Genomic DNA, 23803 nt, shown 5'->3' with positions numbered 1-23803 from the left:
TCTCCTTAGCGTTCGTGGTCGCGCATGATGCTGGCAGTCCGCGCGACCGAGGGCAATGCCGGGAAATCCCCGGCCGCCACCGGCAGGCGCAGCTGCCAGTTGGGATATTCGCCGACCGTGCCGGGCAGGTTCGGCTGGTCGGTCATGTCGAGCAGCAGTTCCGCCTGCACCGCCACCAGAAGCGACGGCGTGCGGGCGAGAAAACCGTGCAGCCCATCCACGCCGGGATCGGGCAGCAGCCGGTCGAAGGCGGCGACCTCCTCGGCGCGTTCTTGCTGCCCGGCGGCGGTTTCCTGCCCGGTGATGCGGGCGCGGGCCTCGATATCGGCGCCCTGCCGCCAGCCGCGCCATGTCGGCAGGTCATGGGTCGAGAAGCTGGCAATGGCATCCCGGTCATAGGCTTCGGCCGGGCGGAAGGTGGGCGGATGCCAGCCGTCGCGCTCGAACATCGCCACGCGGCAGCCGAGGATGCCGGAAGCCGCCAGCGCCTCGCGCAGACCCTCGGGGATGTTGCCCAGGTCCTCGCCGACGATGACCGCCCCGGCACGGGCGGCCTCGATCCGGGCCACGGCCAGCATGGCGTCGCGCGGCATGGCGACATAGGCGCCGGGGGCGGCCTCCGGCACCCAATAGGCGCGCTCGAAGCCCAGGATGTGGTCGATGCGCAGCACGCCGGCGAATTGCAGCTGCCGGCGCAGGGTCTCGGCCAGCGGCGCATAGGCTTGGGCGCGCAATCCCAAGGGGTTGAAGGGTGCCAGCGACCAGTTCTGCCCCTGCGGGGCGAAAGCGTCGGGCGGCGCGCCGAGCGAGGCGCCGAAGGCGAAGCTCGCACGATCCTCCCAGGTCTCGGCGCCGAAGGGATGGGTGCCGACGGCGAGGTCGAGATAGAGCCCATGCGCCATCCCGCCGTCGCGCGCCGCCTGCCCTGCCGCCGCTAGCGCTTGTTCGGCCCGCCATTGCAGCCAGGCGTGAAAGCGCATCTCGCCCGCCAGCTCGGCCCGCGCGGCAATGGCGGCGGGCATGTCGGGCGAGGCGAGCGTCGCCGGCCAGTCGCCCCAGAAGGCACCATGTCGGGCCGACAGCGCCTGATGCAGGGCGAAGCGTTGCAGGCCCTCGCCCTCACCCGCCTGCCAGGCGTCGAAACCGGGATCGTCCGCAAAGGCTTCGTATTCCGCCCGCAAGGCGACCATGCGGGCCGGGATGTCGCGGGCATAGTCGAGGCGCGGGCCGGGGGTGCCGGGACCACCGGGCAGGTGGATGACGTTCAGCCGCCGGCGATGCGAGGGCGTATAGGGGCTGAAAAGCTGCTGCTCGGTCGGAAAGCCGGCATGGACAGGGTTGATGCCCAGGAATGCCGCGCCCTTCTCGCCCATGCCCCGCGCCAGCACCGCAAGGTCGGCATAGCTGCCGATGCCCGTTTCCGAAATGCCGTAAAGCGGCGCGATCAGCCCCCAGCAGCGCGCCGGCTCGGGCAGGCGCGGCGGCGCGGCAAGCAGCGTATAGTCGCGGCCCCCGGCCCGCAGGCAGTGGATGCCCAGCGGCAGCCCCGGCAGCGGGCCGTTTCCCTCGGCCTCGGTGCCGCTCTCGAAGGTCAGTTGCCAGTCGCCCAGGGCCAGGTCCGGGCGCGCGCCGGCGGCGCAGATCACGTCCTGCGGCAGGCGGTCGGCATGGTCGTCCAGCGCCGCCTGCGCCTCGGCCGTGGTGGGCACGGCAAGGCCCATGGCGGCAAGCAGCGCCACCGCCGTCTCGACCGAGGTCTCGCGCCATTGCCCGGCAAGGTCGTGAAAGCCCGGCAGCACGCCCATGCGGCCGGCCAAGGTCAGGCGGGGGTCAGTCATCCGCGCGCTCCAGATCGAAGACCAGCACAGACTGGCCGTCCACCGCCAGCCGCTCGGCCTCGACCACATGCGGGGCCAGGTCGGGGCGGCTGGTATCCAGGTGCAGCCGCCAGCGCCAGCCCGCCGGGCGCTCGGGCAGCATCACCTCCAGCGGGCCGCCATTGTTGAAGACCAGAAACAGCGCCTCCTCGCGCTGCGCATAGTCGGGGGTGCCGGCGGCCATGCGCAGCTCGGCGCAAAGCACCCGCAGCTCGGGGTTGCCCCAATCGGCCGGGGTCATCTGCGCGCCGTCCGGGCGCAGCCAGAACAGGTCGGGCAGCCCGTCGGTCAGGCGCGGGCGCGAATGCAGGAAGCGTTTCTGCCGCAGGATCGGATGGGCACGACGAAAGGCGATCAGCCGGCGGGTGAAGTCCAGGAATGTCGGGTCGGCGCCCTGCCATTGCACCCAGCCGATCTCATTGTCCTGGCAATAGGCGTTGTTGTTGCCCTGTTGCGAATTGCCCAGCTCGTCCCCGGCCAGCAGCATTGGCGTGCCCTGCGACAGAAGCAGCGTCGCCAGCAGGTTGCGGCGGCGCCGCGCGCGGGCGTCCAGGATAGCGGGGTCGTCGGTCGGCCCCTCGGCGCCCATGTTGTCCGAGAAATTCTCGGAATGGCCGTCGCGGTTCTCCTCGCCATTGGCGGCGTTGTGCTTTTCGGAATAGCTGACCACGTCCATCAGCGTGAAGCCGTCATGCGCGGTCAGGAAGTTCACCGAGGCCGTGGCGGGACGGCCGGAATGGTCGAACTGCCGGGCGGAACCCGCCATGCGGTCGGCCAGTTCCGGCACCTGCCGCGCATCGCCGCGCCAGAAGCGGCGGATGCCGTCGCGATACTTGTCGTTCCATTCCAGGAAGGGCGGCGGGAAGCCGCCCAGCTGATAGCCGCCGGGGCCGATGTCCCAAGGCTCGGCGATCAGCTTCACCCACGTCAACACCGGGTCCTGGCGGATCGCGTCGAAGAACGAGGCGCTGCGGTCGAAGCCGCCGCGGACCCGCCGGCCCAGCGAGGCACAAAGGTCGAAGCGGAAGCCATCCACATGCATGACCTCGACCCAATAGCGCAAGGAATCCATGACCATGCGCAGCACCATCGGGTGGTTCACGTTCAGCGTGTTGCCGGTGCCGGTATCGTTGATGTAATGGCGCGGATCCTCTTGCAGCCGATAATAACTGCGGTTGTCGAGGCCGCGGAAGCTCAGCGTCGGGCCCATCTCGTTGCCCTCGCAGGTGTGGTTGTAGACCACATCCATGATGACCTCGATGCCGGCGGCATGCATCCGGGCAACCATGTGCTGGAACTCGGCGATCTGGTCCTTGGCCAGATAGCGGGGATCGGGGGCGAAGAAACCCAGCGTCTGGTAGCCCCAGTAGTTCACCAGCCCCTTTTCCAGCAGGAAACGGTCGTTGAGGAAAGCCTGTGCCGGCAGCAGCTCCAGCGCGGTGATGCCCAGAGATTGCAGGTGATCGAGCACCGGGTCCGAGGCGAGGCCGAGGAATGTGCCGCGATGCGGCACCTCCGGGTGCAACTGGGTCAGGCCCTTGACATGGGCCTCGTAGATCACCGTTTCGGCGATGTCGCGGCACGGCGGCTGGTCGGGGCCCCAGGCGAAGGAGGGATCCTCGACCACGCAGCGCGGCATGAAGCGGGCGCTGTCGCGGCGGTCGAAGCTCAGGTCGGCCTCGGGCGCGCCGACCGTGTAGCCCATCAGCGCGTCGTGCCAGACCGGATGCCGGGTCAGCCGCTTGGCATAGGGGTCGAGAAGCAGCTTGTGATAGTTGAAACGGTGCCCCTCGGCCGGCGCATAGGGGCCATCGGCGCGCAGCCCGTAAAGCTGGCCGGGACGCAGGCCGGGGATATAGCCGTGCCAGACGTCGCCGTCGCGTTCCGGCAGGTCCAGCCGATGCGTCTCGGTCCGGCCATCGGGCGAAAACAGGCACAGCGTCACCCGGCGCGCATGTTCGGAAAACACGGCGAAGTTCACGCCCTCGCCGTCGAAGGTGGCGCCCAGCGGTTCCGCCCGGCCCTCGAGTATGCGCAGTTGGGTCATCAGGCGGCCATCGCCCCGAACAGCTCGGCATAGGCGCGGGCCGAGGCGTCCCAGCCGACCGGTTGCGCCATGGCGTTTTCCATCATGCGCTGCCAGACCGCCGGCTGGCGCCAGAGCGTGCAAAGCCGGGCCAGCGCGCGGGACAGCGCCCGGGCATCGACTGGGTGGAACTGCACCCCGGTCGCCACCCCCGCGGCCAGCCCGGCGGCCGAGGCGTTGATAACGGTATCGGCCAGCCCGCCGGTCAGCGCCACCAGCGGCAGGGTGCCGAAGCGCAGCCCGTAAAGCTGCGTCAGCCCGCAGGGCTCGAAGCGCGACGGCACCAGGATGGCGTCGCCGCCGGCGATCATGCGGCGCGACAGCGGCTCGTCATAGCCCAGCCGCAGCGCGACGCCGGGATGGCGGGCGGCGGCCTGCGAAAACGCCGCTTCCAGCTCTGGGTCGCCCGAGCCCAGCACCGCCAGCTGGCCGCCGTTTTCCAGCAGCGCCGGCAGCGCCTCGATCAAGAGGTCCAACCCCTTCTGCCCGGTCAGGCGCGAGACGACGACGCAAAGCGGCCCCTCGGCCTCGGGCAGGCCGAATTCCTTGCGCAGCGCGGAGCGATGCGGCGCCTTGCCCTGCGGCGTGGCATAGGGCGGCTTCCAGGCGTCCAGGTCGATGCCGTTCAGGATGCCGGTGAAGTCGGCGGCCCGGTCGGCCAGCACGCCCTCCATCCCCATGCCGTATTCCGGGGTCATCAGCTCCTCGGCATAGGTCGGGCTGACGGTCGAGACCTGATCGGCAAAGACGATCCCCGCCTTCAGCGCCGAGATCCGGCCCCAATATTCGAAACCGCGCGGGTTGAAGAGATGCGCCGGCAGTTGCAGCGCCGACAGCATATGCGCCGGGGCTAGGCCCTGGAAGGCGATGTTGTGGATGGTCAGCAGCGTCCGCACGTCCCGCACCCCGGCCTGGCGCAGATAGACCGGGGCCAGCCCCGCCTGCCAGTCGTGCAGGTGCAGCACCTGCGGGCGCCAGTCCTCGATCCCCTCGGCGGCGGTCAGGGCGGCGGCCTTGCAAAGCGCGGCGAAACGCTGCGGATTGTCGGGCCAGTCGCGGCCGTCCGGCCCCAGATAGATGCCGCCCGGCCGGTCGAAAAGATGCGGCGCGTCAAGGATGTAAAGCACCGCATCCCCCAGCGCGCCGCGCCGGATGCGGGCCGGACCGCCGAACAGCTCCGGGATCTCGCGCAGCACCGGCGCCTTGGCCTGCGCGGCCAGCACCGCCGGATAGCCGGGCAGCAGCACCCGCATCCCGACCCCGTGCCCGGCCAGCGCCGCCGGTAGCGCCCCCGCCACGTCGGCCAGCCCGCCGGTCTTGACCAGCGGCACGCATTCCGAGGCGACGGACAGAACCCTTGTCATAAAGACGCTTCCCTTCGATCCAGCATATCCTGCGTGATCAGCGTGACGCCGCCTTCCGAGACGCGGAACCATTTCGCGTCCTCGTCGGGGTCCTCGCCGACCACGAGCCCTTCGGGGATTCTGACGGCGCGGTCAATGACCACATTGGTCAAACGCGCGTGTCGGGCGACATTGGCGTAAGGCAGCACCACCGCGCGCTCCAGGCTGGAATAGGAATTGGTGTGGACCTGGGTGAACAGCAGCGACTCGCGGATCTCGCTGCCCGAGATGATGCAGCCGCCCGAGATCAGCGAGCTGACGGCGCTGCCGCGGCGGTCGGGCTCGTCATGGATGAACTTGGCGGGCGGCACCAGCTCGGAATAGGTCCAGATCGGCCAGTCGCGATCCCAGAGGTTCAGCTCGGGGTTGAAGTCGGTCAGGTCGATATTCGCCCGCCAGAAGGCATCGACCGTGCCCACGTCGCGCCAATAGACCGGATCGCCGTCCGAGCGCACGCAGCTGTCGGCAAAGCGATGCGCCTGCGCCTTGCCGTTCCTGACGATCTGCGGAATCAGGTCGTTGCCGAAATCGTGGCTGGAATTGTCGTCCTGCATGTCGCGGATCAGCAGGTCGCGCAGGAAATCCCAGCGGAACACATAGATGCCCATCGAGGCCAGCGTCACCTCGGGGTCGTCCGGCGTGCCGGGCGGGTCCTTGGGCTTTTCCAGGAAGCTGGTGATGACGTCCTTGCCGTCCACCGCCATGACGCCGAAGGCCGAGGCCTCGGCCCGCGGCACGGTCAGGCAGCCGATGGTTACGTCCGCGCCCGCCTCGACATGGTGGCGGATCATCAGCTCGTAATCCATCTTGTAGATATGGTCGCCGGCCAGGATCAGCACGTAATCGACGCCGTAGCTGTCGATGATGTCGATGTTCTGCGCCACGGCGTCGGCGGTGCCGCGATACCACATCGATTCGTCGTAGCGCTGGGACGCGGGCAGGATGTCGAGGAATTCGTTGCGCTCCGCGCGGAAGAAGTTCCAGCCGCGCTGGACGTGGCGGATCAGGCTGTGGGCCTTGTATTGCGTGGCCAGCGCCATCTTGCGGATGCCCGAGTTCAGCGCGTTCGACAGCGCGAAGTCGATGATCCGCGACTTGCCGCCGAAATAGACCGCCGGCTTCACCCGCTTGTCGGTCAGCTCGCGCAGGCGCGAGCCGCGGCCGCCGGCCAAAATGAAGGCCATGGATCTTCTGGAAAGCCTTTCCTCACGCTGGGCCATCTCTATCCCCTCCCTCTTTACCCGGCGCCTGTGCGCGGGATGGTTACGTCTTGTCGTCCCTCACGAAGATCAGCGTCGAAAGCGGCGGCAACACCAGATCGGCATGGGCGGGCTGGCCATGACTCTCGCCCGGTAGGGCGGCGACGCGGCCCAGATTGCCGCGCCCGGCCCCGCCATAGACCTCGGCATCGGTGTTCAGCACCTCGCGCCACAGGCCCGCCTGCGGAAAGCCCATGCGCCAGCCGCTGCGCTCGACCGGGGTGAAGTTGCAGACCACCGCCACTTCGGGATCGCCCGGACCCCCGCGCCGGATCCAGGCATAGATGGAATGGGCGGCGTCATTCGCCTCGATCCACTGGAAGCCCGCGCCGTCGCAATCACGCGCGTAAAGCGCGGGCGTGCCGCGATAGATCGCGTTCAGGTCGCGCACCAACAACTGCATGCCGTGATGCAGCGGGTTGCCGATGCAGGCCCAGTCGATCTCGGCGTCGTGGTTCCATTCCGAGCCTTGGGCGAACTCCTGTCCCATGAACAGCAGCTTCTTGCCTGGATGGCCCCACATGAAGCCGTAATAGGCACGCAGGTTGGCGAATTTCTCCCATTCGCCCCCCGGCATCTTGGCCAGCATCGAGCCCTTGCCGTGCACCACCTCGTCATGGCTGATCGGCAGGATGAAATTCTCGCTGAAGGCGTAATGCAGGCCGAAGGTCATCTGGTGGTGATGGTGCTTGCGGTGGATCGGCTCGCGCCGGATATAGTCCAGCGTGTCGTTCATCCAGCCCATGTTCCACTTGAAGCCGAAGCCCAGGCCGCCTTCATGCACCGGCCGCGAGACCTTGGGGTAGCTGGTCGATTCCTCGGCCACGGTCATGATGCCCGGCTCCGCGCCATAGGTCAGGCGGTTCATCTCCTGCAACATGGCGATGGCTTCGTAATTCTCACGCCCGCCGTCCTTGTTGGGGATCCATTGCCCCTCGGCGCGGGAATAGTCGCGGTAGAGCATCGAGGCCACCGCATCCACCCGCAGCCCGTCGAGGTGGTATTCCCTGAGCCAATAGAGCGCGTTCGAGGTCAGGTAGTTCATCACCTCGCTGCGGCCGTAATTGTAGATCAGGGTGTTCCAGTCCTGATGAAAGCCCTCGCGCGGGTCGGCATGTTCGTAAAGCGCGGTTCCGTCGAACTGCACCAGCCCGTGCGGATCGGTCGGGAAATGCCCCGGCACCCAGTCGAGGATCACCCCCAGCCCCGCCTTGTGCGCGGCATTCACCAGGTCGCGGAACTCGTGCGGCGGGCCAAAGCGGATGGTCGGCGCAAACAGCCCGACCGGCTGATAGCCCCAGGAGCCGTCAAAGGGATATTCGCTGATCGGCAAGAGTTCGATATGGGTGAAGCCCATGTCGCGGGCGTAATCGACCAGTTCCACCGCCGCCTCGCGGTAGGAGATCGGGCGGCCGCCGTCCTTCCTGCGCCAACTGCCCAGGTGCACCTCGTAGATCGAGATCGGCCGGTCGATGCGCTGCGCTTCGGCCCGCGTGCCCATCCAGCCGCCATCCGACCAGCCATAGCCCCCGATCTCGCGCACCACCGAAGCCGTCGCCGGCGGATGCTGGGCGCCGAAGCCGACCGGATCGGCCTTTTGCGCCAACCCGCCATAGGCGCCGAGGATCTCGTATTTATAGGCCGTGCCCTCGCCCAGATCGGGCATGAAGATTTCCCACACGCCGGTCGCGCCGCGCCGGCGCATGACATGGCGCCGCCCGTCCCAGGCGTTGAAATCGCCGATCAGCGACACGCGGCGGGCATTGGGCGCCCAGACCGCGAAATGTGTGCCGCGCGTGCCCTGGTGTTCGATCACATGCGCACCGAGCGCCTGCCAAAGCCGCTGGTGCCGGCCCTCGCCCAGCAGGTATTCGTCAAGCTCGCCCAGGACCGGGCCGAAGCGATAAGCGTCCTCGACCAGCCATTCCTCGCCGTCGCGCCGCCCGCGCAAGAGATAGGGTTCCGCGCCCGGCACCTTGCCATGGAACAGGCCCGGATAACCCTCGACCGGGTGCAGCGGATGCGCCTTGCCGCCGACCATGGCCGCCATCTCCTGCGCGCCGGGATCGAAGGCGGTGACATGGCGCGTGCCGCCCCTGGGATGCGGGCCGAGAACCGCGAAGGGATCGTCGAAGCGCCCCTCGGTGATGCGGGTCAGCACCGCGGGATCGGCGACGTCATTCGGGTCGATCTGCGCCATGGTTCCCCCTCCGCGATGGCCTCACTCCTGCCCGAGCAGGCTTTTCGCGTTCCAGATGTCCTGCATGTAGCCGCGGATCGTGCGGTCCGACGAGAACCAGCCCGAGCGCGCCACGTTCAGCGCCGCCATCCGCGTCCATTCGGTCCGGTCGGCATAGGCGAAATCGACCTCGCGCTGCGCCCGCCAGTAATCGGCGAAATCCGAGGCGACCAGGAAGTAATCCGCCGCCGTCAGGTTCTCGACGATATTCGCATAGCGGTCCGGCTCGCCGGGGCTGAAGACGCCGCTGCGGATCGCCTCGACGGCACGCTTGAGGCGCGGATCGCCGGCGACCGCCCTGGCGGCATGGTCTGGAACGGCGCGGCGGGCCTCGGCCTCCTCGGCGGTCAGGCCGAACAGGAAGAAGTTCTCGGCCCCGACCAGTTCGCGGATCTCGACATTGGCGCCGTCCAGCGTGCCGATGGTGGGCGCGCCGTTCAGCGCGAATTTCATGTTGCCGGTGCCCGACGCCTCCTTGCCGGCCGTGGAAATCTGTTCGGAGAGGTCGGCGGCGGGGATCAGCCGCTCGGCCAGCGTCACGTTGTAATTCGGCAGATAGACGACTTGCAGCTTCTCGTTCGTCGCCGCGTCGGCATTGATAACGGCAGCCACGTCGTTGATCAGCCGGATGATGTCCTTGGCGAAGAAATAGCCTGGCGCCGCCTTGCCGCCAAAGATCTTGACCCGCGCCGTCCAGTCGGCCGAGGGGTTCTCGCGCATCTCCTGCCACAGCGCGACGGCTTCCAGGATGTTCAGGTGCTGGCGCTTGTATTCATGGATGCGCTTGATCTGCACGTCGAACAGCGCCTGCGGGTTCAGCATCACGCCATGCTCGCGGGCGATCCAGTCGCACAGATCGGCCTTGTTCGCAGCCTTCACGGCGGCGAACTGCTCCAGCCAGCCGGCATCGGCGGCATGGGGCTCCAGCGCCTGCAACTGCTCCAGATCGCCGATCCAGCCGTCGCCTATGGTCTGGGTGATGAGCCGCGACAGGTGCGGGTTGCAGCCGTGCAGCCAGCGGCGCGGGGTGACGCCGTTGGTCTGGTTCACGATGCGCTCCGGCCAGATGCGATGCTGGTCGGCGAAAACCGTGGTCTTCATCAGCCCGGTATGAAGCGCCGAGACGCCGTTCACCCGGTTCGACAGGATGAAGGACAACTCGCCCATCCTGACCCGCCCGTCGCCCCGCGCCGCATTCCGGCGGTCGGGATGCGCCTTGGCATCCTCGGCATCGATGCGGTCGATGATCTGCAAGTGGCGCGGCAGCAGGTCGCCGAACAGCCCCTCGCCCCAGCTTTCCAGCGCCTCGGGCAAGAGCGTGTGGTTGGTGTAGTTCACGCAGCCGCGGGTGATCGCCAGCGCCTCGTCGAAGGGCAGGCCGCGTTCGTCATGCAGGATGCGCAGCAGTTCCGGCCCGGCGATGGCCGGATGGGTGTCGTTGAGCTGGATCGCCACCTTCTGCGGCAGCAGGCGCAGGTCGGCGTGATCGGCCTCGAAGCGGCGCAGGATGTCGCGGATCGAGGCGGCCGAGAAGAAATATTCCTGCGTCAGCCGCAGCCGCTTGCCTGCTTCGGTCGAATCCTCGGGATAGAGCACGCGCGAGATGGTGCGCGCCAGCGCCTCGGCCTCGGCGGCCGCCGTGAAGTCGCCGGCGTTGAAGCGGTTCAGGTCGAAGGGATCGACCGCCCGCCCGGCCCAGAGCCGCAGCGTATTGGCCCAGGCGCCGCGCCAGCCGATGACCGGCGTGTCATAGGCCTCGGCCTGCACGAAGTTCTCGGGCTCCCAGACCGCGCGGCCCTCGCAGGTCGCGACCCGGCCGCCGAAGCCCAGGGTGAAGCGCGCCTCGGGGCGTTCGAACTGCCAGACGAAGGGCTGTTCCAGCCAGTCCTCGGGCGCTTCCACCTGCCGCCCCTCGGCGAAGCTCTGGCGGAACAGCCCGTGTTCGTAGCGGATGCCGTAGCCATAGGCCGGGCAGCCCAGCGTGGCGAGCGACTCCATGAAGCAGGCCGCCAGCCGGCCCAGGCCGCCATTGCCCAAGGCAGCGTCTGGCTCGTCCAGCAGCAGGTCGGAATAGTCGAGGCCGAAGCTCTCGATCGCCGCCTGCGCCTCCTCGGCCAGTTGCAGGTTGACGATATTGTCCTGAAGCAGCCGGCCGATCAGGAATTCCATCGACAGGTAATAGACCCGCTTGGCGTCGGCGCGATAGGTGGCGCGGGTCGACTCCATCCAGCGGTCCACGATGCGATCGCGCACCGCATGGCTCAGCGCCAGCCGCCAGTCGAAAAGCTGCGCGTGATCCGGGTCCTTGCCCAACGTATAGGTCAGGTGCCACAGGATCGCGTCGCGGAAATCGCTCTTGGGCATCTCGTCCTTGGCCATGCTTTCCCCTGTCCAAATCATCGCACCCGCCCGCGAAAACCCGGGCCTTTCCCTCGACTCTGCTTAAAGCACGGCCGAGCGCAAGCTGTGCAAGGGAAAATGTTAGCGTTAACCGATTTTCGGCGGAACATGGCAGAAACGCCCCGACCGGGCGGGGCGCTGAAAGGCCGGAGGCGGCCGGTCATTTTCGAGATATCCGGATCATCCCTCTGAATGGGTTCTGGATTTGCGATCTGCCGGGATTTTGGTCAGAAATCCAGACCCAGATCCAGCGTGCGCGCCGAATGCGTCAGCGCCCCGACCGAGATGTAATCCACCCCGGTCGCCGCCACCTCGGCCACGCGGCCGAGTCGCATGTTGCCCGAGGCTTCCAGCACCACGCGGCCGGCGGTCATCGCCACCGCCTCGCGCAGGTCCGCCGTCTGCATGTTGTCCAGCAGCACGACATCGGCGCCGCCCTCCTCCAGCACCTCGGCAAGCTGGTCGAGCCGGTCCACCTCGATCTCGACCCGCATCATGTGCGAGGCGCGGGCCTTCACCGCTTGCAGGACCGGCCGGATGCCGCCCGCCGCCGCAATGTGGTTGTCCTTAATGAGAATCGCGTCCGACAGGCTGAAGCGGTGGTTGAAGCCGCCGCCATGCAGCACCGCCTGCTTCTCGACCAGCCGCAGGCCGGGCGTGGTCTTGCGGGTGCAGGTGATGCACGCCTTCGTCCCCGCCGTCTCGGCCACGAAAGCCGCCGTCTGCGTGGCGATGCCGGACAGCCGGCCGGCAAAGTTCAGCGCCACCCGCTCGGCCGAGAGGATCGAGGCCGCCTCGCCCTCGATCTCGGCCAGGGTGTCTCCGGGCTGGAAGCGGCTGCCGTCGGGACGGTGCAGCCGCCAGTCCAGCGCGGGGTCGATCAGGCGAAAGGCGATGCCGGCGAGCTGCATCCCCGAGGCCACGCCCGCCTCGCGCGCTACGATCCGCGCCCGATAGCGGGTGCCGGCCGGGATCACCGTGCGGGTGGTGATGTCGCCATAGGTGCCCAGATCCTCGGTCAGCGCGGCGCGCAGCAGCGGCTCCAGCACCAGGTCGGGCAGCGGGGGCATCTCGGTCATGTCGTCTCCGGTTCAAGCGAGGCGCGCAGGGCCAGCGCCTGCGAAAGCCGCAGGCGCGAGCGGCGCCCCTCGGGCGCGGTCTGCGGGAAATCGGTGCGGCAATGCGCGCCGCGGCTTTCCTGCCGCATCAGCGCCACGGCAGCGATCAGCGTGGCGGTGGCGGTCATGTTCAGCAGCGCCGGGCAATCGGGCTGCGCCGCCTCGATGGCGGCGATCTCGCGCAGGCAGCGGGTCAGGCCTTGCGCATCGCGCAAGACCCCTGCGCCCTCGGTCATGGCGCGGCGCAGGCGGGCGACCAGCTCTGGATCGGGCACCGGTCCGGGCGGCAGATCGGGCAGCGTCACCGGAGCCGCGTCCTGCACGGGACCCAGCCGCGCCTCGATGGAGAGCGCGCAGCGTCGGGCAAAGACCAGGGCCTCCAGAAGCCCGTTCGAGGCCAGCCGGTTCGCACCATGCAGCCCGGTGGAGCTCGCCTCGCCGCAGACCCAGAGCCGGTCGAGGCTGGCGCGGCCGTCGCTGTCCACCGCCACCCCGCCCATGTGGTAATGCGCGGCGGCCGCCACCGGGATCGGTTCGCGCGTCGGGTCGATCCCCGCCCGCGCGCAGGCGCCCGCCACGGCCGGAAACTCGGTCAGGATGCGGTCGCCCAGGCAGGCGCGGGTGTCCAGCATCGGCCGCAGCCCGGCCTGGCTTTGCGCATAGATGGCGCGCGCCACCACGTCGCGCGGCGCAAGCTCGGCATCGGGATGCACCGCCAGCATGAAGCGCTCGCCCAGCCTGTTGACCAGATGCGCGCCCTCGCCGCGCAGCGCCTCGGTGGCCAGCGGCGCCGGATCCTCGCCGCAATCGATGGCGGTGGGGTGGAACTGCACGAATTCCGCATCGGCGATCTCGGCCCCGGCCCGCGCCGCCATGCCGATCACCTGGCCGCGGATGCGCGGCGGGTTGGTGGTCAGCGCATAAAGCCCGCCCGAACCGCCGCCGGCCAGCAACACCGCCGGCGCCCGGATCAGGACCGGCGCCGAGCCCTGCGGGCCGGAAAGCGCCACCTCGACCCCCGCAACCGTGCCGGCCTCGACGCGCAGCCCGGTGGCCATCACCCCCTCCAGCACCTGCACCGAGGGCGTCTCGCGCACGCAAGCGACCAGCGCGCGCATGATCTCGGCCCCCGCCTGGTCGCCGCGCACCCGCACGACACGGGCAAAGCTGTGCGCCGCCTCGCGCGACAGCACATAGCCGCCGTCCGGCTTGCGGTCGAAGGGGGTGCCCAGCGTGGTCAGGTCCAGGATATGCGCCCGCGCCTCATCCGTGACCAGCGCCGCGACGGCGGGATCGACGGTGCCGGCGCCGGCCCGCAAGGTGTCGCGGGCATGGGCCTCGGCGCTGTCGGCCGGGTCCATGGCCGCCGCCACCCCACCCTGCGCCCAGGCCGAGCTTGCGCCCTGCCCCAGCACCTCGGGCGAGATCATCAGCACCGGGCGCGGCGCCAGCTTCAGCGCCGCGTATAGCGCCCCCAGCCCCGCGCCGACGATGATGGCGCGGCCGGTCGAAATCTCGCGCACTTCAGGCCGCCAGGCGTTGCGACAGGTCGATCATGCGCTGCACGGCCAGCCGGGCGCGGTCCGCGACCTGGGGATCGACCTCGACCACGCCGGTCATGGTGTGCAGCGACCACAGCACTTTTTCCAGGGTGATCTTCTGCATGTAGGGGCACATGTTGCAGGGGCCCAGGAACTCGACATCCGGGTTCGCATCCGAGATGTTCGAGGCCATCGAGCACTCCGTGACCAGCATCACCTGCTTCGGCCGCTCGGCCTCGACCCAGTCCTGGATATTGGCGGTCGAGCCGGCATAATCGGCCTCGGCCACCACCTCAGGCGGGCATTCGGGATGGGCGATAATCTTCAGCCCCGGGTTCCAGTCGCGGAAGTCGCGCAAATCCTGGGCCGTGAACTGCTCATGCACGATGCAGGCGCCGTCCCACCAGACGATGCGCTTTTGCGGCACCTTGTTGGCGACGTTCTGCGCCAGCCACTTGTCGGGCGTCATGATGATCGTCTCGGCATCCAGCGCCGCGACGATCTGCGCCGCATTGGCCGAGGTGCAGCAAATGTCGGACGCCGCCTTCACCTCGGCGGTGGTGTTGACATAGCTGACCACCGGCGCGCCGGGATAGCGCGCGCGCATCTCGGCGATGCCCTCGGCGGTGATGCTTTCGGCCAGCGAGCAACCCGCCTCCATATCGGGCATCAGCACGGTCTTCTGCGGGTTCAGGATCTTCGAGGTCTCGGCCATGAAATGCACGCCGCATTGCACGATCACCTGCGCCTCGACCTTGGTCGCGGCTATGGCCAGCGCCAGGCTGTCGCCCACCACGTCGGAAATGCCGTGATAGATCTGCGGCGTCATGTAGTTATGCGCCAGCACCACGGCATTGCGTTCTTTCTTCAGCTTGTTGATCGCCGCGACATAGGGCGCATGGATCGCCCAATCGGGCCAGGGCATGACACGGCCCATCCGGGCATGGATGTCGGCCATGCGCTCGGCCAGCTCGAGCGAGGGCTCGAGATCGTAATGCGAGCCCAGCTCGCTGCGGATGGTCGTCAGATCGAGCATTCGGTCCCCCCACTCTGCCCGCGTCGCAGTCACCCCGGATATAATGCGCCCGGCCCCCGATACCAGAGCGCCGGGGCCTGTGAGTCGGGGTTCCTAACGGAAGGATGACGCTGGGGCAACGCAAATGCTACGGTGCGGCGACGGGATGGAAGGCCCCCGCCCGGTCCCGGCGCAAGGCGCAAAAGGACACAAGTCGGCCCGCGGCGTCTGGACCTCCGGCCGCGCTGCGGTAAAAAAGATACCGTGACGTGATCAGGTTCCAGGCCATGCAAAAGTTTCAAGACGGTTCCCAAGTGCCCCCCAGCCTGCGAAACCTCCAGATCCTGGAAGTGCTGGCGCGCGAGGCGCGGCCGATGACCGCCACCGAGATCAATGCCAGCATCGGCCTGCCCAAGCCGACCATCCACCGCTTGGTCGCGAACCTGGAGCAAGAGGGCTACCTGTCGCGCCAGCTCGACGGGCGCAGCTATCTGCCCGGCCTCAAGCTGCGGCAGATGATGCTGGGCGTCATGCATGCCAGCCAGTACGACCTGCCGCGCCATGACGTGCTGGTGCGGCTGTTCACCGCCGTCGGCGAGACCTGCTCGATCTCTATCCCTGAAGGCGACACGCTGGTCTATGTGGACCGGGTCGAGACGAATTGGCCGCTGCGGCTGGTGATCCGGCTCGGCACCCGCGTGCCGCTGCATGCCACCGCCGCCGGCAAGGTCTGCCTGGCCTTCATGAACCCGCAGAGCGTCGAGCATTTCCTGTGCCATGCCCGGCTGCACCCGCATACGCCGAACACCTTCGCCTCGGCCGGCAGCCTGCGCGAGGAACTGGCGCGGGTGCGCGAACAGGGCTATGCCGTCGACGACCAGGAATTCATTCCCGGCATGGTCGGCATCTCGGTCCCGGCGCTGGATGCGCGCGGCCGCGTGCTGGCAGCCGTGACCTTCCACGCGCCCGTCCAGCGCATGCCGCTGGACGTCGCCATGACCCATCTGCCGGCGCTCCAGCGCGCCGCACGCGAGCTGGCCGAACTGGCCTGAGAGGCTCAGCCCGCCCAGATGGCGGGGATCAGCCCGCGCAGGGCATTGCCCACCCACAGCCGGACGCGGGGCAGTTCCTCGGCCAGCAACAGCTCCTCGCGGCAGGCGCCCTCGGCCAGCATCCCCGCCCGCAGCACGCCGGGCAGGAGACCGCAGGACAGGGGCGGCGTGCGGATACCTTGGCCGCGGTCGAAGAAGACCGTGGTGATGGTGCCGTCGCAGACCTCGCCGCGCTCGTTCAGAAAGATCGCCTCCTCGATCCCCTCGGGCAGCGCGGCGCGGGCAGCGTCGTAATGCGCCCGCCGCGTGGTCTTGAGCCGCAGCCAGGGATCGCCCGAATTGAGCCGCGTGCCGGCCGGCGCCAGCCGCCATTCCGGGCGCGACGCCGGCAAGGGGCCGCGCGTCACCTCGATCCGCCCCATGCGGTCCAGCGTCAGCCGCAGGCGCGCCGGCTGGCCCTGGGGCGCGATCAGCGCGGCGCGGGCGGCCGGCGAATCGCAGGGCCAGCCGAGCGCCCGCGCCCCCGCCGCCAGCCGCGCCAGATGCGCCTCGATCCGCGGGCAGCCGGCGCCGTCCCAGAGCGCGGTCTCGATCAGCCGCAATTCGGGGTCGTCAGCTCCTGCGCGTAGCGGGCTTTCCATAGCGCCTCCTCCCATTCGCCTTCGGCGGTCGAATCCTGCACCACGCCGCCGCCGACATTCAGCGTGACCTCGCCATCCGGCCAGACCGACAGCGTGCGGATCGCCACCGAGAAACAGGCCGCCCCGTCCGGCGCCATCCAGCCGATGGCGCCGCAATAGACCCCGCGCGGGAACGGCTCGACCTCGCGGATGATCTGCATGGCGCGGATCTTGGGCGCGCCGGTGATCGAGCCGCAGGGAAACAGCGCCCGCAGCATCGCGCCCAATTCCGCCGGGCGCTCCAGCCGGCCCACGACGCGCGAGCTCATCTGGTGGACGGTGGCGAAGCTGTCCACGGCGAAAAGCTCGGGCACCCGCACCGAGCCCACGCGCGAGATGCGGGCAATGTCGTTGCGCAGCAGGTCCACGATCATCAGGTTCTCGGCCCGGTTCTTTTCCGATGCCGCCAGCGCCGCTGCCAGGGCCGCGTCGCGCGCCGGGTCCGGGTCGCGCGGCGCCGTGCCCTTCATCGGCCGCGCCTCGATGCGGCCCTGCGCATCTAGGCGAAAGAACAGCTCGGGCGAGCGCGAGACGACGACCGGCCCCTGCCCCAGATCGGCATAGGCGCCGAAGCCCACCGGCTGGCGCGCCGCCAGCGCAGCGTAAAGCTCCAACGCCGAGCCGGAGATCAGGCGCGAGCCGATGGGAAAGGTCAGGTTGATCTGATAGCAGTCGCCGGCCGCGATATAGTCGCGGGTCCGGGCAAAGGCGGCCGCGTAATCCTGTTGCGAGATCATGGGTTTCAACGGCGCCAGCCGGGCCGCGCCGGGCGCGGGCAGCGGCGGGGCCGGCTCAGGCGCGTCATGGACGGCGAAGGCCATGAGCGGCGTGCGCCGGTCCGCCGGCATGGCGCGGGCCAGCACCGGCTCCAGCGCATAGCCCAGCTCATAGGACAGGTAGCCCGCGATCCAGGCCCCCTGCCGGCGCCGGGCCTCGAGATGGTCGAGCGCAGGCGCGACATCCTCGGGGCGGGTCACCACCAGCAATTCCCGCGGGTCCCGGAACAGGACCGGCCCGCCGTCAGGACCGAATTCGCAAAGGATCACGCGCGCCTCCATTCTCGCCGCGCGGGGTAGCATAGGCGGGACGGCGGGAACAATGGCCGCGATGGGAGCGGCGCGACAATGCGGCGGAAGGCGGGAGTTCCGGGCTAGAGCGCCAGCGCCACCCAGGCGCCGTTGCGCTTGCCGGAGCGCAGGCAGGCATCGACGAAGGCCACGCCCTCCAACCCCTCGCGAATGCCGGGAAACGTCACCGCCGGGTCGGGCGCGCGGCCCTCGCGACGGGCGAGGATGGCACGCGCCGCCTCGGCATAGATATTCGCGAAACCCTCCAGATAGCCCTCGGGGTGGCCGGCGGGGATGCGGGTCAGGCGCGCGGCCTCGGCTCCCGTACCCGTGCCGCCGCGCGACAGCCGATAGCGCGGCCGGCCCAGCTGCGTGACCCATAGATAGTTCGGCTCTTCCTGCGCCCATTCGATGCCGGCGCGGCTGCCATAGACCCGCAACCGCAACGCGTTCTCGCAGCCCGAGGCGACCTGCGAACACCACAGCATCCCGCGCGCCCCGCCGCGATAGCGCAAGAGCACATGGCCGTTGTCATCGACCGCCCGGCCCGGCACGAAGCTGTGCAGATCGGCGGCCAGCGCCTCCAGTTCCAGCCCGGTCACGAAACCGGCCAGGTTGAAGGCATGGGTGCCGATGTCGCCGATGGCCCCGCCCGCGCCGGATTGCGCCGGGTCGGTGCGCCAGCCGGCCTGCTTGTTGCCCGCCTGCTCGATGGGCTCGGCCAGCCAGTCCTGTGCATATTCGACCTGCACCAGCCGGATCTCGCCCAGTTCGCCCGCCAGGGTCATGGCGCGGGCCTGCCGGACCATCGGATAGCCGGTATAGTTGTGGGTCAGCACGAACAGCGCCTCCGAGCCTTCAGCGGCCTTGGCCAGCTTGCGCGCCTCGGGCAGGGACGCGGTCAGGGGCTTGTCGCAGATGACATGGATGCCGCGCTTCAGGAACGCGCGGGCGATGGGGGCGTGCAGGTGGTTCGGGGTGACGATGGCGACCGCCTCGATCCCGTCCTTGCGCCGCGCCTCGCGCATCGCCATCTGCGCGAAATCGCCATAGGCGCGGCCCACGCCCAGTTCCGCCGCCGAGGCCGCGCTTTTTTCCGGCGTCGAGGAAAAGCAGCCCGCGACCAGCTCATACTGGTCGTCGATGCGGGCGGCGATGCGATGCACGGCGCCGATGAAGGCGCCCTGCCCGCCGCCGACCATGCCAAGGCGGATGCGGGGCGCGCGGCGGGCCTGCGCGGGAACGGTCTGGGTCATGCCATGCTCCTTGCAAGGTGTCCGGCGGCGGCAGGGAGGAGAAGGCCGCCGCCGGATCGGTTGCGCCCTAGACGGCGAGGCCGAGACCCGCCTCGACCGAGGATTCCTCGGCCCGGTCCAGCAGGCGTTGCAGCGCCGCGCCGCGGGCGAAATCGGGATCGGCCGCGCCCTCGCCCCGGATCGCGGCGATGAAGCGCTGATAGATCGTCGGCACCGGCGGGCATTCGACCTCGTGCCAGGCGGCGATCTCCAGGTCCGGCGACAGGCAGGCGCGCAGCCGGCTGACGCGGTTCTCGAAGCAGACCTCCAGCCCGCCCCGGTCGCCATAGATCCGCAGCCGCAGGTCGTTCAGGTGCCCGGTGGCGAAACGCGTCGCCGCCACCGTCCCCAGCGCGCCGTTCTCCAGCACGATCTGCATGGTGGCGCTGTCGTTGGCGTCCAGCACATAGTCCCCGATCCGCCCCTCCGGCGCCTTGTCGAAGGTCTTGAGCAGGCAGGAAACCTGCGCCGCGTCCTGCCCGGCGATGAAGGTGGCGAAATCGAGGATGTGGATGCCGACATCGCCCAGCACCCCCTTGGAACCATGCGCGGTCGAGACCCGCCACAGCCATTTCGGGTCGGTCCGCCAGTCGCCCCAGCTGGGCTGGGTCAGCCAGCTTTGCAGATAGCTCGCCTCGAAATGCCGCACCGCGCCGATCTCGCCCGCGCGCACCATGGCGGCCGCCTTTTGCAGCGCCGGCACGTCGCGATAGCTGAGATTGACCATGTTCACCACCCCGGCCCGCGCCGCCGCCTCGGCCATGGCGCCGGCATCCGCGGCATTGGTGGCGAGCGGCTTTTCGCACAGCACATGCTTGCCCGCCGCCAGCAGCGGCATGGTGGTCGGGAAATGCGCGGCATCCGGCGTCACGTTGGTCGCCGCGTCGAATCCGCCCCAGGCCAGCGCCTCGTCAAGGCTGGCAAAGCCGCGCGCGATGCCATGTTCGGCGTTGAAGGCGGCCAGCGGCCCGGGCCGCGGGTCCACGCCGCCCACCAGCTCGACGCCGGGAATGGCGGCAAAGGCGCGGGCATGGTTCGCCGCCATGCCGCCGGTGCCGATGACGAGAAGCCGGACCATCAGCGATAGCCCTCCTCGCCGGCGGCATGCAGCCTGGGGCCGCGTTCCTCGATCGGCTCCAGCGCCTGCTCGATCGGGACATTGGGCGCCACGGTCGGCTCGGCCAGCCGCGCGGCCGGGTTATGCGCCCATTTCACCGCGTTCAGGATCACCCGCTGCACGTTGGCGTCGTGATAGGTCGGATAGGTTTCGTGCCCGGGCCGGAAATAGAACACGTTGCCGGCCCCGCGCTTGTATGTCAGGCCCGAGCGGAACACCTCGCCGCCCGCGAACCAGCTGACGAAGACCGTCTCCAGCGGCTCGGGCACGCCGAAGGGCTCGCCATACATCTCTTCGTGCTCCAGCTCGAAATGATCGGGCAGGCCGGCGGCGATGGGATGGTTGCGCGAGGTCAGCCACAGCCGCTCGCGCTCGCCCGCCTCGCGCCAGGTCAGGTTGCAGGGCGTGCCCATCAGCCGCTTGAACGGCTTGGAGAAATGCGCCGAATGCAGGAAGATCATGCCCATGCCGGACCAGACCGCCTCGGCCACGCGCTCGACCACCGCATCCTGCACCTCGCCATGGGCGCAATGACCCCACCAGATCAGCACGTCGGTTTCGGCCAGTCTCTCGGCCGTCAGCCCATGCTCGGGGTCTTGCAGGGTCACGCTGCCGGCCGCGATGCCCGGATCGCGGTTCAGCGCCGCGGTGACGGTGTTGTGCATGCCGTCCGGGTAGATCCCCGCGACGGTCCTGTTCTTCTGCTCGTGGACGTTCTCGCCCCAGACAGTCACTCGGATGGTCATTCATCGCTCCTTGTTGCTCCCCTGCGGGAGCGGTGGTGGATTCAGCGGATCGGCGCGTCGTTGGCGTCGAAACGGTGCAGGTGGCCCAAGCGCGGCGCCAGGCTCAGCCGCGTGCCCAGCGGCCGGGCCAGCTTGCCGGGCTGGCGCACGACCAGCGGCTCGGCCGCGCCGATCTCGACGAAGAGGTAATGGTCGGCGCCCAGGTCCTCGGCATGGACGACCTCGCCCGACCAAGGGCCGGCCTCGACGATGTCGATATGCTCGGGCCGGATGCCCAGGGTCGCGCAGTCATGCGCATGCGCGAAACCGTCGGTCAGGAAGTTCATCTTGGGACTGCCGATGAAGCCGGCGACGAAGGTGGAATTCGGCCGCTCGTAAAGCTCGGCGGGCGTGCCGACCTGCTCCAGCCTGCCGTCGCGCAGCACGGCGATGCGGTCGGCCAGCGTCATCGCCTCGACCTGGTCATGGGTGACGTAGATCATCGTCACGTCCTCCATGCCGTGATGCAGCCTGGCGATCTCCAGCCGCGTCTGCACCCGGAGCGCCGCGTCAAGGTTCGACAGCGGCTCGTCGAACAGAAACACGCGCGGGTCGCGGACGATGGCGCGGCCGATGGCGACGCGCTGGCGCTGGCCGCCGGACAGCTGCTTGGGCAGCCGGTCCAGCAGATGCTCGATCTGCAAGAGCCGCGCCGCCTCGCGCACGCGGCGGTCGATCTCGGCCTTCCCGGCCTTGGCCAGCTTCATGCCGAAGGCCATATTGTCATAGACCTTCATATGCGGGTAAAGCGCATAGCTCTGGAACACCATGGCGATGCCGCGATCCGAGGGCACCAGGTCGTTCACCCGCTGCCCGTCGAACAGCATGTCGCCGCTGGTGATCTCCTCCAGCCCCGAGACCAGTCGCAACAGCGTGGACTTGCCGCAGCCGGACGGGCCGACGAAGACCATGAACTCGCCCTTGCGGATCTCCAGGTCGATGCCCTTGATGACCTGCAAGCCGCCATAGGATTTGGTGACGTTCTTCAACTCAATCTTGGCCATGCTTCAACCTTTCACGCCGCCGGCGGTCAGGCCCGCCACGATCTTGCGCTGGAAAATGAGGACGAGGACGATCAGCGGCACCGTCACAATGACCGAGGCGGCCATGATCGGGCCCCAGGGGATCTCTTGCTCGGAGGCGCCCGAAAGCAGGCCGATGGCCACCGGCACGGTGCGCATGCTTTCGGTGCTAGTGAAGGTCAGCGCGAACAGGAACTCGTTCCAGGCGCCGATGAAGGCCAGAAGTCCGGTGGTCACCATCGCCGGCCACAGAAGCGGCAGGAAGACGCGGGTGATGATGATCCAGGGGCTGGCGCCGTCGACGATCGCCGCCTCCTCGATCTCGACCGGCAGGTCGCGCATGAAGGTCGTCAGCACCCAGACGGTGAAGGGCAGCGTGAAGATCGTATAGGACAGGATCATCGCCCAATGGGTGTTGAAGATGCCCAGAAAGCGCACCAGCTCGAACAGCCCGGCCAGAACCGCGATCTGCGGGAACATCGACACGGCCAGGATGGTCATCAGCAAAAGCCCCCGCCCCCGGAACCGCACCCGCGCCAGCGCGTATGAGGCGGTGACGCCCAGGAACAGCGACAGCCCCACCGTGGCCGTGGCGATGATCAGCGAGTTGCCGATGGAATAGAGGAAGTTCCTCGATCCCAGCACCGCCTGGTAGTTGCGCAGGTCGAACCCCGAGGGCAGGTAGTTCACCCTGAACAGCGCCGTCCCCGAGGCGAAGCTGGTCACCACGGCATAGTAGAAGGGAAAGACCGAAAAGACGACGATCACCGCGACCAGCGCGTAAAAGCCGATCCGTTTCAGCAGTTTGTGACGGGTCATTTCGAGCCCTCCCCGCCCAAGTCCACGCGACCGAGCCAGATATAGGCGCTGACGAAGACGGCGATGATCGCGAAGAGCAGCGTCGATTGCGCCGCGCCATAGGCGAACTTGTCGAAGTCGATCATGTTCTCGCGGCTGATGACCGACATGGTCTTGGTGGCCGAGCTGTTCGGCGTCAGCACATAGATCAGGTCGAAGATGCGCAGCGCGTCGAGCATGCGGAAGATCACCGCCACCATCAGCGCCGGCTTGATCAGCGGCAGGGTGACGCGGAAGAACACCCTGACCGGGTGGATGCCGTCGAGCCGCGCCGCCTCGTAGATGTCGCGCGGCACCATCTGCAACCCGGCCAGGATCAGCAGCGCCATGAAGGGCGTGGTCTTCCAGATATCGACGATCAGCACGGCGGTCATCGCGGTCTCGGTGCTGGCGGTCCAGGCGATCTTTTCGCCGATCAGCCCCAGCCGCAGCAGGATGTCGTTCAGGATCCCGAACTGGTCGTTCAGCATCCAGGCCCACATCTTGGCCGAGACGATGGTCGGGATCGCCCAGGGGATCAGGATGGCGGCGCGCACCAGGGCGCGGCCCTTGAACTCGGCATTCAGCACCAGCGCGACGATCAGGCCCAGAACCGTCTCGAACCCGACCGAGATCAGCGAGAAGCGGACGGTGTTCCAGACCGCGTTCCACCAGGCCGGATCGACCAGCGTGCCGCGCCAGACCACCCGCCCCGAGGACAGCGTGCGCATCGACAGGTAATTGTCGAAGCCGATCCACTCGCCGCCGTAAAGGTTCGACAGCGTGGTGTTGGTGAACGAGAACCAGATGGTGCGCGCCAGCGGCCAGGCCGCGACGCAGAGCAGCGCGAAAAGCATGGGGGCCAGGAACCAGAAGGCCGCCCTTTGCCGACGCTGCCGCAGGCTGGGACCGCCGGGGCGGCCCGCGATGGGGTCAGTCATGGGGGAAACTCCTCATCGGCCGCAGGGGCCGGTCGGGGCCGGCGCGAACCCGCCAGCCCCCGCAAAGCG

Annotated in this window: 18 protein-coding genes; 1 reads left to right on the top strand and 17 read right to left on the bottom strand. The window is 68.7% G+C overall.

Annotated elements, in window-relative coordinates:
- Nucleotides 1-5: 5 nt before the first annotated feature.
- From AQY21_RS12425 to nadA, 9 genes are all read right to left on the bottom strand, one after another.
- Nucleotides 6-1838, bottom strand: a complete 1833-nt coding sequence (locus tag AQY21_RS12425) for a 4-alpha-glucanotransferase (protein ID WP_058097954.1) — start codon at nucleotides 1836-1838, stop codon at nucleotides 6-8.
- Nucleotides 1831-3924 (bottom strand): glycogen debranching protein GlgX, encoded by a 2094-nt coding sequence (glgX, locus tag AQY21_RS12420; protein WP_058097953.1) that lies wholly within the window; start codon nucleotides 3922-3924, stop codon nucleotides 1831-1833. The genes AQY21_RS12425 and glgX overlap by 8 nt, the downstream gene beginning before the upstream one ends.
- Nucleotides 3924-5327, bottom strand: a complete 1404-nt coding sequence (gene glgA, locus AQY21_RS12415; protein WP_058097952.1) for a glycogen synthase GlgA — start codon at nucleotides 5325-5327, stop codon at nucleotides 3924-3926. The genes glgX and glgA overlap by 1 nt, the downstream gene beginning before the upstream one ends.
- A complete protein-coding gene (gene glgC / locus AQY21_RS12410) occupies nucleotides 5324-6586 on the bottom strand; it encodes a glucose-1-phosphate adenylyltransferase (protein ID WP_082658087.1) in 1263 nt (420 codons plus the stop codon). Before glgC ends, glgA begins: the two co-directional genes overlap by 4 nt.
- Nucleotides 6587-6629: 43 nt before the next feature.
- Nucleotides 6630-8825, bottom strand: coding sequence for a 1,4-alpha-glucan branching protein GlgB (gene glgB / locus AQY21_RS12405; protein WP_058097950.1), 2196 nt, complete (start codon nucleotides 8823-8825; stop codon nucleotides 6630-6632).
- 21 nt (nucleotides 8826-8846) lie between these two features.
- Nucleotides 8847-11243, bottom strand: a complete 2397-nt coding sequence (locus AQY21_RS12400) for a glycogen/starch/alpha-glucan phosphorylase (protein ID WP_058097949.1) — start codon at nucleotides 11241-11243, stop codon at nucleotides 8847-8849.
- Nucleotides 11244-11491: 248 nt separating this feature from the next.
- The gene (nadC, locus tag AQY21_RS12395; RefSeq protein WP_058097948.1) at nucleotides 11492-12343 is read right to left on the bottom strand and encodes a carboxylating nicotinate-nucleotide diphosphorylase; all 852 of its coding nucleotides are present in this window, start codon (nucleotides 12341-12343) and stop codon (nucleotides 11492-11494) included.
- On the bottom strand, nucleotides 12340-13905 hold the full coding sequence (locus AQY21_RS12390) for an L-aspartate oxidase (RefSeq protein WP_058097947.1): 1566 nt from the start codon (nucleotides 13903-13905) through the stop codon (nucleotides 12340-12342). The genes nadC and AQY21_RS12390 overlap by 4 nt, the downstream gene beginning before the upstream one ends.
- Before the next feature lies 1 nt (nucleotide 13906).
- The gene (gene nadA / locus AQY21_RS12385) at nucleotides 13907-14959 is read right to left on the bottom strand and encodes a quinolinate synthase NadA (RefSeq protein WP_058097946.1); all 1053 of its coding nucleotides are present in this window, start codon (nucleotides 14957-14959) and stop codon (nucleotides 13907-13909) included.
- Nucleotides 14960-15225: 266 nt separating this feature from the next.
- On the opposite strand from nadA, the gene AQY21_RS12380 reads away from it, so the two are divergent.
- On the top strand, nucleotides 15226-15990 hold the full coding sequence (locus AQY21_RS12380) for an IclR family transcriptional regulator (protein WP_058097975.1): 765 nt from the start codon (nucleotides 15226-15228) through the stop codon (nucleotides 15988-15990).
- A 5-nt stretch (nucleotides 15991-15995) separates the two neighbouring features.
- Here AQY21_RS12380 and AQY21_RS12375 read toward each other — a convergent pair whose 3' ends face one another.
- The 8 genes from AQY21_RS12375 to AQY21_RS12340 form a co-directional block, all read right to left on the bottom strand.
- The gene (locus tag AQY21_RS12375; protein ID WP_058097974.1) at nucleotides 15996-16631 is read right to left on the bottom strand and encodes an aminotransferase class IV family protein; all 636 of its coding nucleotides are present in this window, start codon (nucleotides 16629-16631) and stop codon (nucleotides 15996-15998) included.
- Nucleotides 16583-17716 carry an aminodeoxychorismate synthase component I gene (locus tag AQY21_RS12370; protein WP_058097973.1) on the bottom strand — a complete coding sequence of 378 codons (1134 nt, stop codon included), beginning with the start codon at nucleotides 17714-17716 and terminating at the stop codon, nucleotides 16583-16585. The genes AQY21_RS12375 and AQY21_RS12370 overlap by 49 nt, the downstream gene beginning before the upstream one ends.
- 104 nt (nucleotides 17717-17820) lie before the next feature.
- Complete coding sequence (locus AQY21_RS12365; protein ID WP_203416487.1) at nucleotides 17821-18993, bottom strand: Gfo/Idh/MocA family protein; 1173 nt, start codon at nucleotides 18991-18993, stop codon at nucleotides 17821-17823.
- Between the two features lie 67 nt (nucleotides 18994-19060).
- Nucleotides 19061-20110, bottom strand: a complete 1050-nt coding sequence (locus AQY21_RS12360; RefSeq protein ID WP_058097945.1) for a Gfo/Idh/MocA family protein — start codon at nucleotides 20108-20110, stop codon at nucleotides 19061-19063.
- Complete coding sequence (locus AQY21_RS12355) at nucleotides 20110-20895, bottom strand: ThuA domain-containing protein (protein WP_058097944.1); 786 nt, start codon at nucleotides 20893-20895, stop codon at nucleotides 20110-20112. Before AQY21_RS12355 ends, AQY21_RS12360 begins: the two co-directional genes overlap by 1 nt.
- 41 nt (nucleotides 20896-20936) lie before the next feature.
- Nucleotides 20937-21938 carry an ABC transporter ATP-binding protein gene (locus AQY21_RS12350; RefSeq protein ID WP_058097943.1) on the bottom strand — a complete coding sequence of 334 codons (1002 nt, stop codon included), beginning with the start codon at nucleotides 21936-21938 and terminating at the stop codon, nucleotides 20937-20939.
- Nucleotides 21939-21941: 3 nt separating this feature from the next.
- Nucleotides 21942-22775 carry a carbohydrate ABC transporter permease gene (locus tag AQY21_RS12345; protein WP_058097942.1) on the bottom strand — a complete coding sequence of 278 codons (834 nt, stop codon included), beginning with the start codon at nucleotides 22773-22775 and terminating at the stop codon, nucleotides 21942-21944.
- Nucleotides 22772-23734 carry a carbohydrate ABC transporter permease gene (locus AQY21_RS12340; RefSeq protein WP_058097941.1) on the bottom strand — a complete coding sequence of 321 codons (963 nt, stop codon included), beginning with the start codon at nucleotides 23732-23734 and terminating at the stop codon, nucleotides 22772-22774. Before AQY21_RS12340 ends, AQY21_RS12345 begins: the two co-directional genes overlap by 4 nt.
- Between the last annotated feature and the right edge of the window lie 69 nt (nucleotides 23735-23803).

It is taken from the genome of Paracoccus sp. MKU1, from assembly GCF_001447385.1.
Lineage (GTDB): Bacteria > Pseudomonadota > Alphaproteobacteria > Rhodobacterales > Rhodobacteraceae > Paracoccus.
Note: the sequence above shows the minus strand (reverse complement) of the source record. Positions and strands in the feature narration are given on the sequence as shown.